General features: G+C 42.0%; 16 protein-coding genes. 5 read left to right on the top strand and 11 right to left on the bottom strand.

What is annotated here, in order from left to right; translation table 11 throughout:
* Positions 1-61 precede the first annotated feature (61 nt).
* From FAI41_08660 to FAI41_08630, 7 genes are read right to left on the bottom strand one after another with little or no spacing between them, the layout of a single operon-like run.
* Complete coding sequence (locus FAI41_08660; protein QCE33642.1) at positions 62-982, bottom strand: GTPase Era; 921 nt, start codon at positions 980-982, stop codon at positions 62-64.
* A 14-nt stretch (positions 983-996) separates the two neighbouring features.
* Positions 997-1,701 (bottom strand): ribonuclease III, encoded by a 705-nt coding sequence (rnc, locus tag FAI41_08655; protein QCE33641.1) that lies wholly within the window; start codon positions 1,699-1,701, stop codon positions 997-999.
* Positions 1,701-2,576, bottom strand: coding sequence for a signal peptidase I (gene lepB / locus FAI41_08650; GenBank protein ID QCE33640.1), 876 nt, complete (start codon positions 2,574-2,576; stop codon positions 1,701-1,703). Before lepB ends, rnc begins: the two co-directional genes overlap by 1 nt.
* A gap of 41 nt (positions 2,577-2,617) precedes the next feature.
* Positions 2,618-3,016 carry a holo-ACP synthase gene (locus FAI41_08645; GenBank protein ID QCE33639.1) on the bottom strand — a complete coding sequence of 133 codons (399 nt, stop codon included), beginning with the start codon at positions 3,014-3,016 and terminating at the stop codon, positions 2,618-2,620.
* Complete coding sequence (locus FAI41_08640) at positions 3,013-3,654, bottom strand: bifunctional (p)ppGpp synthetase/guanosine-3',5'-bis(diphosphate) 3'-pyrophosphohydrolase (protein QCE33638.1); 642 nt, start codon at positions 3,652-3,654, stop codon at positions 3,013-3,015. Before FAI41_08640 ends, FAI41_08645 begins: the two co-directional genes overlap by 4 nt.
* 8 nt (positions 3,655-3,662) lie before the next feature.
* Positions 3,663-5,240: a bifunctional (p)ppGpp synthetase/guanosine-3',5'-bis(diphosphate) 3'-pyrophosphohydrolase gene (locus tag FAI41_08635; GenBank protein ID QCE33637.1), complete on the bottom strand. Its 1,578-nt coding sequence runs from the start codon at positions 5,238-5,240 to the stop codon at positions 3,663-3,665.
* 27 nt (positions 5,241-5,267) lie between these two features.
* Positions 5,268-5,609 (bottom strand): DNA-directed RNA polymerase subunit omega, encoded by a 342-nt coding sequence (locus tag FAI41_08630; protein QCE33636.1) that lies wholly within the window; start codon positions 5,607-5,609, stop codon positions 5,268-5,270.
* A gap of 303 nt (positions 5,610-5,912) precedes the next feature.
* Here FAI41_08630 and FAI41_08625 point away from each other — a divergent pair, with 303 nt between their 5' ends.
* The gene (locus FAI41_08625; GenBank protein ID QCE33635.1) at positions 5,913-6,521 is read left to right on the top strand and encodes a superoxide dismutase; all 609 of its coding nucleotides are present in this window, start codon (positions 5,913-5,915) and stop codon (positions 6,519-6,521) included.
* Positions 6,522-6,594: 73 nt separating this feature from the next.
* Here the strand turns inward: FAI41_08625 and yajC are convergent, their stop codons facing one another.
* The gene (gene yajC, locus FAI41_08620) at positions 6,595-6,954 is read right to left on the bottom strand and encodes a preprotein translocase subunit YajC (GenBank protein QCE33634.1); all 360 of its coding nucleotides are present in this window, start codon (positions 6,952-6,954) and stop codon (positions 6,595-6,597) included.
* Positions 6,955-7,042: 88 nt separating this feature from the next.
* On the opposite strand from yajC, the gene mutT reads away from it, so the two are divergent.
* Positions 7,043-7,459, top strand: a complete 417-nt coding sequence (gene mutT, locus FAI41_08615; GenBank protein QCE33633.1) for an 8-oxo-dGTP diphosphatase MutT — start codon at positions 7,043-7,045, stop codon at positions 7,457-7,459.
* Positions 7,460-7,472: 13 nt separating this feature from the next.
* A complete protein-coding gene (locus FAI41_08610; protein ID QCE33632.1) occupies positions 7,473-8,237 on the top strand; it encodes a competence/damage-inducible protein A in 765 nt (254 codons plus the stop codon).
* A 6-nt stretch (positions 8,238-8,243) separates the two neighbouring features.
* On the opposite strand, the gene FAI41_08605 is transcribed toward FAI41_08610, so the two are convergent.
* The 3 genes from FAI41_08605 to FAI41_08595 form a co-directional block, all read right to left on the bottom strand.
* Positions 8,244-9,209, bottom strand: a complete 966-nt coding sequence (locus tag FAI41_08605; protein QCE33631.1) for an acetyl-CoA carboxylase carboxyltransferase subunit alpha — start codon at positions 9,207-9,209, stop codon at positions 8,244-8,246.
* Positions 9,210-9,366: 157 nt separating this feature from the next.
* The gene (locus FAI41_08600; GenBank protein QCE33630.1) at positions 9,367-10,287 is read right to left on the bottom strand and encodes a tyrosine recombinase; all 921 of its coding nucleotides are present in this window, start codon (positions 10,285-10,287) and stop codon (positions 9,367-9,369) included.
* An 11-nt stretch (positions 10,288-10,298) separates the two neighbouring features.
* Complete coding sequence (locus FAI41_08595) at positions 10,299-10,559, bottom strand: hypothetical protein (protein QCE33629.1); 261 nt, start codon at positions 10,557-10,559, stop codon at positions 10,299-10,301.
* A 235-nt stretch (positions 10,560-10,794) separates the two neighbouring features.
* Between FAI41_08595 and alaS the strand changes: the two genes are divergently transcribed.
* Both alaS and FAI41_08585 read left to right on the top strand, forming a co-directional pair.
* The gene (alaS, locus tag FAI41_08590) at positions 10,795-13,452 is read left to right on the top strand and encodes an alanine--tRNA ligase (protein QCE33628.1); all 2,658 of its coding nucleotides are present in this window, start codon (positions 10,795-10,797) and stop codon (positions 13,450-13,452) included.
* A gap of 34 nt (positions 13,453-13,486) precedes the next feature.
* Complete coding sequence (locus FAI41_08585; GenBank protein QCE33627.1) at positions 13,487-14,158, top strand: carbonic anhydrase; 672 nt, start codon at positions 13,487-13,489, stop codon at positions 14,156-14,158.
* Position 14,159: the final 1 nt, after the last annotated feature.

Genomic DNA, 14,159 nt, shown 5'->3' with positions numbered 1-14,159 from the left:
ATAAGTTGCCTTTTTATATCTTAAAAAAAGCATCCAATCATCTATTATCTTTTGTTATAAATTAAAATTTTGGTCTGATTTCTTGCAACCTATGGTGATCCTGGTCCCATTTAGGTCTTTCCTTTACCTGTAAAAACAAATGACATGTTTGCCCTAAGGAATGTTCGACAGCAGCACGTGCACGCTTACCGATCTCCCTAATACGCTTACCTGCCTCACCAATCACAATAGCCTTTTGTGCTGAACGCATCACATAAACATTTGCATCAATTCGAATAGAACCGTCTTCTTTTTCTTTATAGCTCTGGATCTCCACCGTTGAATCATAAGGAAGCTCATCATGCGTTTGTAAAAAAACTTGTTCCCGAATGAGTTCTGCCACCCATGTTCGCTCCGGCATATCTGTCAGCATATCATCTGGAAAATGAAACGGCCCTAAAGGCAATTTCTTTGCCAGTTTCTGCATCAGACCTTTAATGCCATCGCCTGTCAGTGCACTAATCATAAAAACTTCGTCTGCTTGGCTTTGGGCCATCACCTCTGAAGCAAGTGGCAAAAGAAGTTCACGTTTCATCCCATCAATCTTGTTCAGAACAAGCCATAGAGGAACATTCCCTTTTTTGGCCTTAAAACCTGCTTCGATTGAGATGTTTTTAATTTCTTCCTTCTTCGCTTTTGTTGCATCCACAACCAGCAATGCTAGGTCAGCATCTCTTAACCCATCCCATGCAGCACCTACCATTGCCTCGTCAAATTTACGTTTCGGTTTAAATAAACCCGGCGCATCACAAAAAATAATTTGTGTATTGTCTTCATTGACAATTCCTCTGGCACGCATACGGGTTGTTTGCGCTTTAGGTGTTACAATTGAAACCCTTGCCCCAACCGCCTTATTAAGAAAAGTTGATTTTCCAGCATTCGGTGCCCCTAAAAGCGCAACAAAGCCACAGCGCACTGTTTTTTCTTCTGAATCTGAGGACATATTTTCCTTTTCCATCACTTGGCGTTTCCTTCTATCAAAAGATGAAAAAGATTTGCTGCTGCTTCTCTTTCTGCTTCACGCCGACTACCGCCGATCCCTTCTGCTGATAGACTTGCCCCTTCTACCTTTATACGGAATTCGGGGGCATGATCTGTCCCTTTACGTTCTACAATCGTATAGACAGGTAGTGGCTTCCCTTTTCCCAAAAGATATTCCTGCAAACGGCCTTTCCATTCTTTCGGCGGCTCCTTGTAGGCATGAATACGATTTTTCCATAGACGGCGAATAACTGCATTCGCTTCTAAAAAGCCACTATCTAAATAAATACTTCCTAAAATAGCTTCCATCGCATCAGCACGTACGGAGGCAATATTACGGACATTTTTTTCTTTCAAACCAATTTCCAGGCTTTTTTCAAGTTCAATCTCTTTGGCGACTTCTGCAACTGTATCCCCAGAAACAAGAGCATTATGTCTTAGTGCAAGATTACCTTCACTTTCGGAAGGAAAGGTTTCAAAAAGCCATGTTGCCATCGCCAAGCTTAAAACCCGGTCTCCCAAAAACTCCAAACGTTCATTCGAGGCTGTTTTTTTTTCTATTTTTTTTCGCCGTGCCCCTCTTAAATCCATAAGAGCCGAACGGTGCCTCAAGGCATGGCGTAAAAGATCTTGTGATCTAAAAGAATAGCCGAGAGCTTTTTCTAATTGTGAAAAAGGCATTATTTCCCCTCACTTTTTTCTCTAATAGCATGGAAAAAACGATCAAAACGAAATTCTAAAGGCCAGTACCAAAAAGCCCATTTAGGATGTTCAAAATCTAGAGAAAACAGAACGGTTCTCGCTTTCCCTTCGACATTTTCAAGGGGCACAAATCCCAAATCGTGATCGCTCATAGCAATATAATTACTGCCTAACGGGGTGGCGCAAGCCCCGCCTTCCCGTCCGCCTTGAAAACGACTATCAGAACTGTCATCACGGTTGTCACCCATTACAAACAAACAATTTGGCGGCACAATATATTCTGCCGTATTGCTTGCCGCGCCATACTCTGTTTGCTGTAAAATACGGTAATCCCTTTTTAGGATTTTTCCGGATTCCTGATTTGTTGTTTCTTCCCAATATTCTTTGCCATTCCAGTTGCGTCCCTCTCGATTAGGGTAATCACGCTCTCCTTGAAAATTTCGTGTTAGTGGCACGTTATTTAGATAAACTGTTCCATGCTTAAGCTGGATATGGTCTCCTGGAAGCCCAACAACTCGCTTAATATAATCAATGGACGTATCCTGTGTGAAACGAAAAACAACAACATCCCCATGCTTAGGCAGAGATTCAAAAATCCTTCCCTTTAAAAAAGGTAAGGGAAAAGGAAAAGAATAACGGGAGTAGCCATAATCATATTTCGTCACAGAGATATAATCCCCGACAAGCAAGGTCGGCACCATAGATCCCGAAGGAATAGTGAAAGGCTGAAAAACAAATGTTCTAACGCTAAAGACTAAGCAAAGTAGAAAAAACATCTGTCCTAAAAAAAGAAACCAGCCATCTTCCTTCGCCCGCTTCAAAAGCTCTTTTATATCTATCTGCTTATTATCCATTCTTTTATTTATTACCCTTATTTATAATAATCATCTTAATTTTAGATATTTTCAAGAATAACCTGCGCCATTGCAAATGGCGGATCATCTGTAAGACTTAAAAAAGCCTTTGCCTGCGCATTGTTTTGTGTTTTCTCTTTCAAAACGGCCAAGGCGCCCCCTGTTAACTTCAAAGAAGGAGCCCCTGCCTGATTTCGAAGCACAACAATATCTTGAAAGCTTACATGTTTTCCAAAACCGGTTCCTAATGCCTTCGCACAGGCTTCCTTTGCGGCCCAACGTTTTGCATAAGCCGCCGCACGCAATTTAAAATTAAATTGATCGGCATAATCACGTTCTTCTTTGGAAAAAACACGCTCTAAAAAACTATCTCCAAAACGGTCGATAATCTCCTCAATTCTTGTAATGCGGCATAGATCAATTCCTATACCTATAATCATAAAACCTCGCCCTCTATCAAAGGAAAAATTGCTCTTGCCGCATGAAAAAAGCCTGAGCGTTTCTGCATAATCTCAACAAGCTCTCTAAGCTTCTCCCAAGAGGGGACCTTCAGATCCATCTGAATTTCTGCAAACCTGTCTTTACGCATCACAACATTCATTCGCTCTAGTACAGAACCATGAGCTTCCGCCAAAGGAACAATCCCCGCCGTTGCCTCTAAACGTGGATCAACAACCAAAAGAAGATGTGCATTTAATAAATGCGGATAGACATCCTGTTTATCCAAGTTCCACATAACAGGAAAGCTTGACTCTTCTTTTGTTGCCAATTTAGGACATTCTGAACGATGTATTGTGCAAATATTTGAAGCATCCAAAACAGCACAGACACTGTCTCCCGGAAGTGGCGCACAACAAGAAGCAAGCGCTAAATGCATCCCCCCACTTGCATGAATATCCTCCCATTCCTGAATAAGAGAGCTAATACCATCTACAAGAGGAACCATTTCCTTTGCTAAATCAATATCACCAGAGGAAATTCTTGGGTAAATGGCTTGAAGTACTTCTTCGGGTGAAATGAGATTTAAACCAACCTTTTGATAAAGCACAAATAAAGAGCTACAGGAAAAACGATCCAATGTTGTCGCTAAAATCTCTTCACTCCCAGAAACACCGGCCTCACTAAAAATTTGCGCCAGATCACGGCGCCCTTTTTTTGATAGGCCAGAAGGTCAATTTTCTGGACTGCCTGACGTACTCTGGTTCTCGCCTTGCCACTAACAACTTTATCGACCCAACTTCTTTCCGGCATCGCATCAATGGCGGTAATAATTTTAACCTCATCACCATTTTCAAGAACATCTGAAAGATTGCTCCATTTTCCATTAATTTTACTGCCGACACAGTGATCCCCAATTTCTGTATGTACAGCATAAGCAAAATCAATCGGCGTTGCGCCTGCTGGAAGACAAACAATGTCACCGCGCGGTGTAAAACAAAAAACCTCATCCTCATAGAGTTCTAAACGGGAATCAATCTCAAAAGCCCTTGCATCAACAGCGTTTTCTGCAACATAGCTCAAGCTTTCAAGCCACTTCATTCGATCTTTAGAGGAAAGCGAAGCCTGTTCTTTATAAATCCAATGCGCACTCACCCCATGCTCAGCCTGCTCATGCATGCGTTTGGTTCTAATCTGGATTTCAATACGATGGCTTCTAGCCTGTAGATTTAAAACCGTATGAAGGGATTGATAACCATTTGGCTTGGGAGAGGAGATGTAATCCTTAAACTTCCCATTAACTGCACGATAGGCTTTATGCAGAGCCCCCAAAACAGCGTAACAGTCTGCCTCTTTTTCAACGATAATTCGAAATGCTAAAATATCAGAAAGCTGTGTAACTTTTAGCTGTCCTGCATTTATTTTTCGCCAAATTGAATAAGGGGTTTTTTCACGTCCTGCGACTTCCGCTGATCCATACCCTGAATCCGTGCATATTTTTACAAGCGCAGAAACAATTGAATCAATATCTTCCCCACCATCTGCCCGCAAGTAATTGATATGCTCACGAATAGCAATATCTGCATGAGGCTCGGACATTGAGAAGGCTTGCCGTTCTAAAAGGTTTTTCACCTCATACATCCCAAGCCGCTCGGCCAGTGGAACATAAATCAGCAGCGTCTCCGTCGCAATACGACGACGTCTTTCCTCCGATTTTACATGATGTAATGTACTAATATTATGTAAGCGATCGGCTAATTTAATTAACAGAACACGAACATCTTTTGCCATTGCCAAAACAAGCTTCCGGAAATTCTGTGCCTGCTTATGACCAACAGGATGCAGCTCCATTTTTGTAAGCTTGGTGACACCGCTAACCAAGAAAGCAACTTCTTCCCCAAAGATCTGAGAAAGTTCTTTGAGAGAAATGCCTGTATCCTCAGGAACATCATGGAGAAATGCCCCCATAATGACGGAGGCATCCATTTTCCAGCGCGCCAGAAAAACAGCGACAGAGATAGGATGTGTGATATACAACTCACCACTATCCCTACTCTGATCACCATGCGCATTGGCAGCAAAAATAAGGGATTTCTTAACTCTCAACACCTCCTCTTCTGGAAGATATGAGAACAAAAGGGACGCTAGTTCCTTTTCCCAAGCTTGGCCCACTGTCTCTTCAATATATCCAGCAAGCTTTACGGGAAGATCCATTGTCTTAGACAATCAAAATCTATTTGTTAAAAACGAATATTAAAATTCGTTATCGTCCCCAGATGAACTTTCATCAGGTAAAATTTCTTGCAAACCGAAAACATTTTGTTCTGGGATTGTCAAATCTTCACCCTCATCCTCATCTGCTTCATCTTTAGGGGTAGCAACAAAAGAATGGATAATAGATTCTCTGAGTTTTTCAGGGCTGATTTTTTCTTCGGCAATTTCACGAAGTGCAACAACTGTATTTTTATCGTTATCTCTTGGAAGGGTTAGCTCTTCCCCACAAGAAAGCGAACGGGCTCTCCGAGCTGCCAGTAGAATGAGTTCAAAGCGGTTTTGAACTTTTTCAATACAATCCTCAACGGTAACGCGTGCCATATTTAATTCCTAAATTTCAACTGCCAATTCTTGATTTTATCATGCATAGCGCACAACGACGCATTGTTCACTCAGAGTAGAACATATTTGCATAACATATTTTTATCTCTTTATCATTAAAGAATTATATACATCCCGCTGCAATTTTCAAAACAGATATATATAAATGCCTTTCTTTTCTTCAAAAGATTGCGCCAAAAGCATAATCCACATCTTGATTTTTTCCCTTCTCCACCCATCTATAAGGCTATTAAAGCGATATTTTATCGCCTTTAAAATGAGTCATGATACATGAGGACAAAAATGAGCTTTCAACTTCCTCCCTTACCTTTTGCCGACACAGCGCTTGCTGAAAAAGGCATGAAAAAGGAAACACTAGACCTTCATCACGGAAAGCATCATCAAGGTTATGTTAATGCACTGAACGGTTTGGTTGAAAAAAATCCTGAACTTCAAGGAAAAAGCCTAGAAGAACTGGTAAAATTTGCGGCTAAAAAACCAGAACTTTCTGCCGTTCTTAACAATGCGGGTCAGCATTACAACCATTCTCTCTTTTGGAAAAGCCTTTCCCCAGATGGCGGTAAGATCCCTGCAACGCTAGAAGCAAAAATCAAAGAAGATTTTGGAAGCGTTGAGGCGTTCAAGACAGCTTTTAAAACTGCCGCAACCACACAATTTGGCTCCGGCTGGGCATGGCTTGTCCTAACCTCTGAAGGTAAGCTTGCTGTAACAAAAACACCAAATGCAGAAAGTCCGCTGTCTCAAAATACAGGCAAAGCGCTTTTGGTAATGGATGTTTGGGAACACGCCTACTATTTGGACTTCCAAAACCGCAGGCCTGACTTCACAGACAATTTTTTAAATAATCTTGCCAACTATACCTTTGCGGAAGAAGTTTTAAAACAAGCTTAATCCCAATACGAAAGGCCTGCCTTTTATAAAGCAGGCCTTTTTCTTATCTCATCCATAGAGAGATAACAGTTTATTAAACTTCGTTTGCAGGCTTTAATTTCGGAATAACAGATGCAATGGTCTGACGCGCAACCTTTACTTTAACATTCGGTGCAATAAGTACTTCAACTTCTGTTGATTCCGGACGTGTTGCTTGGACTTCCGCAATAATTCCGCCCGCTGTAATGACTTGATCGCCACGTCTTAAATTCGCCAATTGCTCTTTCAAAATTTTCTGTCTTTTTTGCTGAGGACGAATCAGTAAAAAATAAAAAACAACAAAAATAAGTAAGATCGGCCCAAATTGGAAAGCGGCATCCAAGATGGAGCCACCCGCAGGCGCTGCACCAGCCACACCATCTGCATAGGCTGGAGAAAATAATAAACTCAACATTTCTTCTATCCTCTTCTATCTAAAAAAGAAGTAAACTCCTTTTAAATTATCTCCCTCTTCTATCCGCATATGATTTATATGGATACCCATGACTTCACTTCTTCTTGTTTCTGCTGCCCTCCTCATCAATCAAAATAATAAAATTCTTATTGCCCAAAGACCTGAGGGAAAGCCAATGGCCGGCCTGTGGGAGCTTCCCGGCGGTAAAATTGAACCCGGAGAAACACCGGAAATAGCTCTCCAACGTGAACTCCAGGAAGAGCTTGGCATTCATGTTTCCCTCGAAGATATGAAAGCATTAACCTTTACAAGCTTTGACTGCGGTAAATTTCATTTATTGATGCCTGTTTTTCTCATTCGGCAATGGCAAGGCACCCCCTCTGGAAAAGAAAATCAAGTTCTAAGCTATATCTCTCCAGAAGAGCTTGAAAATTTTGAAATGCCGCCAGCAGATATTCCGCTCATCCCTCTTATTCAATCTTTCATGCATTCCAATAATCTCTAAAGGATTTTTTCCAATGAGAAATACAAAAATTCCACGTGCCTGTTTTTTAATCATTGGCGATGAAATTCTTTCTGGACGGACAATAGAAAAAAATCTCCCTGTCCTTGCACAGCTATTAAATCAACACGGCATACGTTTAACAGAAGTCAGAATTATTCCCGATCAAAAAACGCATATTATTCAAGCGATTACGACATGCCGTGCTGCTTATGACGAGATATTCACAAGCGGCGGCATCGGGCCTACCCATGACGACAAGACAACAATAAGCGTTGCTGAAGCTTTTGACCTCCCCCTCAGACGACATGAACCGACCTTTAAACTTTTAAAGCAAAATTCAAAAAATGGGGAATGCAATAAAATGGCAGAAAAAATGGCTTGGCTGCCGCAAGGTAGCCGACCCATTGAAAATAGCCTTTCAGCGCCACCAGGATTTAGTATTGGAAATGTTCACGTTATGGCTGGCGTTCCAAATATTTTCAAATCTATGGCAGAATGGCTCATTCCAAAACTTCCCAAAGGATTACCACTCCATAGTATGGCATGGCATAGTTTTGATTTAGGCGAAAGTGAATTTGCAGAAGATCTTGAACAGTTACAGAAAGATTTTCCAAATACTGAACTTGGATCTTATCCCTTTTGCCATAATGGAAAATACGGTGTCACTCTCGTTGCGAAAGGGCACTATTTAGAATCTGTTGAGATGGCCGCTGCAGCCTTCCCTGAAATCTTCAAGAAATACAGCGCCATTCCACAACAAGGAGAGTTTCAAGTGTAAACTCTTTTAGAGAGCTCTTGTCATTTTGAAATAATTCGTCCGGCGCTGAGATAGAATTTCTTCTGGAGAAAGGGCTCTCAGAATCTCCAATTCTTCCCAGATCGCATCACCTGCTGCTTGAATTGCCTTTTTCGGCAGACGTTGCGCCCCACCAACAGGTTCTTTCACAATACGATGAATTAAACCCAAAGATTTCAGATCTTGCGCTGTAAGCTTTAGGCTTTCGGCAGCGACTGAAGCATGTGAAGGATCACGCCAGAGAATAGAAGCGGCAGCCTCAGGAGAAATCACAGAATAAATAGAATGTTCTAGCATCAATGTACGGTCGGAAGCAGCAATTGCAATGGCACCGCCAGAACCTCCCTCACCAATAATTGTTGCAATGGTTGGCACGCCGACTTGCAAAGCAATATCTGTGGAACGTGCAATGGCCTCAGCCTGACCGCGCGCCTCCGCATCAATTCCCGGCCACGCACCGGCAGTATCAACAAAAGTCAAAATAGGCAGTGAAAAACGTGCCGCCAATTTCATTAAACGTTGCGCCTTGCGGTATCCTTCAGGACGCGCCATGCCAAAATTATGTTTCACACGAGTCTGCGTATCATGACCACGCTCAGTCCCGATAACAACAACAGGAACGCCTCTAAACTTAGCGAGTCCACCTACCATGGCATCATCATCGCCAAAAAGCCGATCACCGGAAAGCGGTGTAAAATCGGTTGTTAATTCCTTGATATAATTGATCGCATGAGGACGTTGCGCATGCCGTGCAACTTGAACCTTTTGATGCGCTGTTAGATTGCTATAAATCTGGCTTAGACGTCTTTCGACCTTTTCCTCTAAACTTATTACATCTTCCTGAATATCAGAATCTTCACCCTCAGCGAGTTGTGCTCCACTGGCTCCTTTGAGCTCTCCGACCTTTGCCTCAAGCTGGGCGACTGATTTTTCAAAATCCAAAAATTGGCGCATAGCGTTCCCTGTTGCACGCAAACTAATTAAAAAAGAATTAAGCTCACTCTCATAGAAGATCTCTTCTAAGTGATTCTTCTTTAAGTATTCTGCTCTTGTTCTAAATTGTCAGACAATCTGTCTCTTTTTACAGTGTTTCACTCTAACTGCAACTCTCTTACACTTTTTCTGTCGCTTTTGACATAGGGTGATATGAAACAGCCTCTGATAAACGACGTTCTAGAACATGGGTATAGATTTGCGTTGTTACAATATCCTCATGCCCTAATAATGTTTGCAAAGCCCTCAAATCCGCCCCACGGTCCAGCAGATGCGTGGCAAAAGAATGCCGCAAAACATGCGGAGACAGTCTCTCCGAAGCCACACCGCCCGAAATGGCCGCTTTTGATAAAAGAATATCAAATGCCTGGCGCGTTAGAGGAGCCTTTCCACTTCTTCCAGGAAAAAGATAAATATTATTCCGATTTTGAATTTGATTATATTTAGCAAGAGCAACCGCTGCCCGCCATGCAGATAACGAAATCGGAACCAAGCGATCTTTTCCGCCCTTTCCCCTTACGGACAACATTTCAGAACGACTCTCCTCAGAATCCCGCAAAAAAGGCGCAACAGGAAGCGTTCGTAGTTCAGAAATGCGCAATCCAGAGCTATAGAGCATCTCCAGCATTGCATGGGCTGAAAGCGCTATTTTTTGAGGCAGGAGATTCTTAGCGCCTTCCAAAAGCGCCTCAACCTCAACTTCACTCAAAACTCTTGGCAAAGTTTGCTCTTTTTTAGGCGAAGAAACCCGAAGTGCTGGATTAAAATCACAAAGCCCTTCATCCCCTAGAAAAATATAAAATTGCCGGAGTGCTGCGAGACGTCTTGCAATCGTTGCCGGGCTTTTCTGCTCCTGGCTGGCTTCTCTTACCCATGCACGAACATCCTCTTCCGTTGCATTACAAAGTCCGCCCCCAAGAAAAATAGTAAAAAGATTTAGATCCCGGCGATAGGCTTCCTGCGTTCTCGGCGAAACACCTCTTTCCGCAACAAAAAAATCTAAAAATTCCTCAACCAGTGTTGAATCCGTTTTTGACATATCAGCGCATTTTAATGTGTTTGAGAATTACCAACCAACGGCAATGTCGGCAAAGAAGAATCGCCGGCATTTTCACTGTAAGGCGAAGGTGCCACGGGAGAGCTCTCCCCAAGAGACAGGCTAACTGTTTGATGAACTGTCTCAGATTTTGGGGGTTTTGGCTGCAAGAAATAAAGAGAGCCTAAGCCAATTAAAATAATACCGGCCAAGCCAATTCCGAAAATTTTTGAACCAGATCCTTTATTTCCCCTGTTACTAAATTTTCCACTCATTTCCGAACCCCTCTTTTTTTGAAACATTCTATTTTCCAAAACTCATGCGCTAATTTATCAGATTTCCTACAAAAACGTGATGATTATTTTCAATTCGAAAAAATAATTTCCGCTCCCGAAGCCTCTATAGATATAAATCTATTTTTTTAATAAAATTATGATATAAACTTAAGAAACACTTGAATATTTTGGCTTCTAATGCCCCTTCATCTTTAATCAGAATCTATTAAATCTTATGACATTTACCGCTAACAATATCCGCTCCACCTTTTTGGAATTCTTTAAGCAAAATGGGCATGAAATTGTTCCATCCGGTTCCCTCGTTCCACAAAACGATCCAACGCTTTTATTTACAAATGCGGGAATGGTGCCTTTTAAAGATATTTTTGCGGGGACGCAAAAGCCGGAATTTCCAAGAGCAACCTCTTCTCAAAAAGTTGTTCGAGCCGGCGGTAAGCATAATGATTTAGATAACGTGGGATATACTTCCCGTCACCATACTTTTTTTGAAATGCTCGGAAATTTTAGTTTTGGTGATTATTTTAAAGAAAGAGCTATTCAACAAGCGTGGAAGTTACTTACCGAGCATTTTAAAATTCCCAAAGAAAAACTCTTGGTCACTGTTTACGCAGAAGATGAAGAAGCTGCTCAGCTTTGGAAAAAAATTGCCTCCCTCCCAGATGAAAAAATTATCAGAATCGCTACTGCCGATAATTTTTGGCGCATGGGCGATACTGGTCCTTGCGGCCCTTCTTCTGAAATTTTCTACGATCACGGGCCTGAAATTGCTGGTGGCCCTCCGGGTAGCCCTGAGGAGGATGGCGACCGGTTTACAGAAATTTGGAATCTGGTCTTCATGCAATATTATGAAGAGCCTGGAAAACAGCAAATTCTTCTCCCAAAACCTTCTATTGATACAGGTCTTGGCTTGGAGCGTTTTGCAACGATCTTGCAAAACAAACACGATAATTACGATACTGATATTTTCCGTCCGCTTATTGAAGCCTCTGCGGATCTTCTCGGCCAATCCCCTGATGGCGATTTCAAAACAAGCCATCGTGTGGTTGCTGACCATCTAAGATCTACATCCTTCCTCATTGCAGACGGTGTCCTCCCGGAACGAGAAGGTCGTGGTTATGTACTGCGCCGCATAATGCGCCGCGCAATGCGCCATCTTCATAAAATGGGTGCCAAAGAGCCTATTTTTTATCGCCTTCTGCCTGCGCTGATTACAGAGATGGGGCAAGCTTACCCTGAGCTGGAAAGGCATCGCTCTCTCATCACCGAAACGATGAAAACGGAAGAAGAGAAGTTTCTCTCTCTCCTTCACCGTGGCATGGGACTTTTAGAGGAAGAGCTATCTACCGTTTCAACAAACCGGAAATTATCAGGTGAAACCGCTTTCCGGCTTTATGATACTTATGGTTTTCCCATTGATCTTACCCAAGACATTTTAAGAGAAAAAAATATCGAACTTGATCTTGCCGGCTTTGAAAAAGCAATGGCACATCAAAAAGAAATGGGACGGAAAAATTGGTCTGGTTCTGGTGAAACCGCTAAATCCTCCCATTGGATCAAAGCTTTTGAGAAATATGGAAAAACCGAATTTTTTGGCTATGATTCCACAGAAACAGAGGCATGTGTTCAAGCTATTTTTAAAAATGGTGATGAGCTTTCAGAAGCAAATGCCACCTCTGGTGAAGTGATTATTCTTCTTGATCGTACACCTTTTTATGGCGAAAGCGGTGGCCAAGATGGCGATCACGGTATTTTAGAAAATCTTTCGCAAGATGATTCACCGCTCAAAATTGCTATTTTTGATACCAAAAAACAAGCTAATGGTCTTTTCCTACATCATGCAAAGATCCAAACAGGTCTGCTGAAACCCGGCATGAAAATTTCTGCAAGAATTGATCTTGAACGCCGTCATGCCATCCGTGCGCATCACTCTGCGACACATCTTTTACATGCCGCATTGCGTAAAATCCTTGGTGAGCATGTCTCTCAAAAAGGCAGCCGCAATGCCCCTGAAAGTTTACGGTTTGACATTAGTCATTCCAAACCGCTTACAGAGGATGAAATTCGTTCCGTTGAAAATGCGGTGAATGAGCAAATTCGCTCCAATACACCCATTATTATTGCGGAAATGTCACCAGAAGAAGCCACAGAAAAAGGCGCTATGGCACTTTTTGGCGAGAAATATGGCGATCGTGTCCGTGTCATTTCTATGAATGAAAATAAGGATGGTGCTGCGTTCTCCAGAGAACTTTGCGGTGGAACGCACGTCAAACGGACAGGTGATATCGGTAGCTTTAGAATTATTTCAGAAGGTGCTGTTGGAGAGGGTGTCCGTCGCATCGAGGCGCTTTGTGGAAAGGCTGCTGAAATCTATACAAAGTCGGAATCATCTCTTTTAAAAGAAATTTCTGCCCTTCTTAAAACAACACCACAAGATGTCTCAGAAAAAATCTCTTCTCTCATGAAGGATCGAAAACTTCTTTCTGCGCAAATTGGCCAACTTCAAGGAAAATTAGCACAGACAGAAATGAACAAGCCGGGTGAAATAATTGATACTTACGAGCTAATCGTGCGTAATCTTGGCGAAGTTAATCCTAAAGAACTTAAAGGAATGGCACTTTCCGCTGTTAAAGACCGCCCCAACCTCTTAGCCGCCCTTATCGCCTATGATGGTGAAAAATCCAGTATCGCTATTGCACTTGGTAGAGATTTACACGCTAAATTAAGTGCCATTGATCTGGTCAAAAAAGCCTCTGAACTTATGGGTGGCAAAGGTGGAGGAGGAAAACCAGATGCGGCACAAGCCGGTGGTAAAACCCCTTCTGAAGATGACATAAAAAAAATGTTGAAGGATTCCCTTCGTCGTTTAGCGTAAAATAATCTAAGTATTTTTTTGAGTGGGAAAAATAATGACGAAAAAATCTGACGCTTCTTTAAAAACGCTCCTAGAAGGAGCCGAAAAATTTGGTAAGGAAGTATATCCGCAGGAAGAAGATTTATTTCGTAAACTTGCGAATGCACAAAGTCCTCATACTTTATTTATTACCTGTGGAGACAGCCGTGTTGTCCCTAATCTCATCACACAATCCTCCGCAGGGGATTTATTTATTATCAGAAATGTCGGCAATATCGTGCCGCCATCTTCGGCAAAGGATCCTAGCATAAGAGCTGCATTGCATTATGCTGTCGAAGTGATGAAAGTTAAGAATATTGTCGTTTGCGGCCATTCAAATTGTGGTGCCATGAAAGCTTTGGAACAATTTGACAAAACTGGTGAGTGGCCAGCAGATGATCTTGAAGATTGGCTAAAATATGCACAGCCAGCCTTAGAGAAAGTCAAAAAAACAACTTTTGACCCTTCCGTAGATGTTTGTTGCACACTGACAGAAGCAAATGTGCGGCTTCAAATTAAGAATTTAAAAACATATACTTTTATCCAAGAAGCCAAAAAGAAAAGGCATATTAATATTAGAGGATGGTATTATAATATTGGCACTGGAAAAATCTCTGTTGTCCAGGATGGAGATACAGCGCCGCATGATACTTCAGAGGAATTAAAACGTCTCAGCAAACATAAATAAT

The sequence above is a fragment of the Acetobacteraceae bacterium genome, assembly GCA_004843165.1.
Lineage (GTDB): Bacteria > Pseudomonadota > Alphaproteobacteria > Acetobacterales > Acetobacteraceae.
Note: the sequence above shows the minus strand (reverse complement) of the source record. Positions and strands in the feature narration are given on the sequence as shown.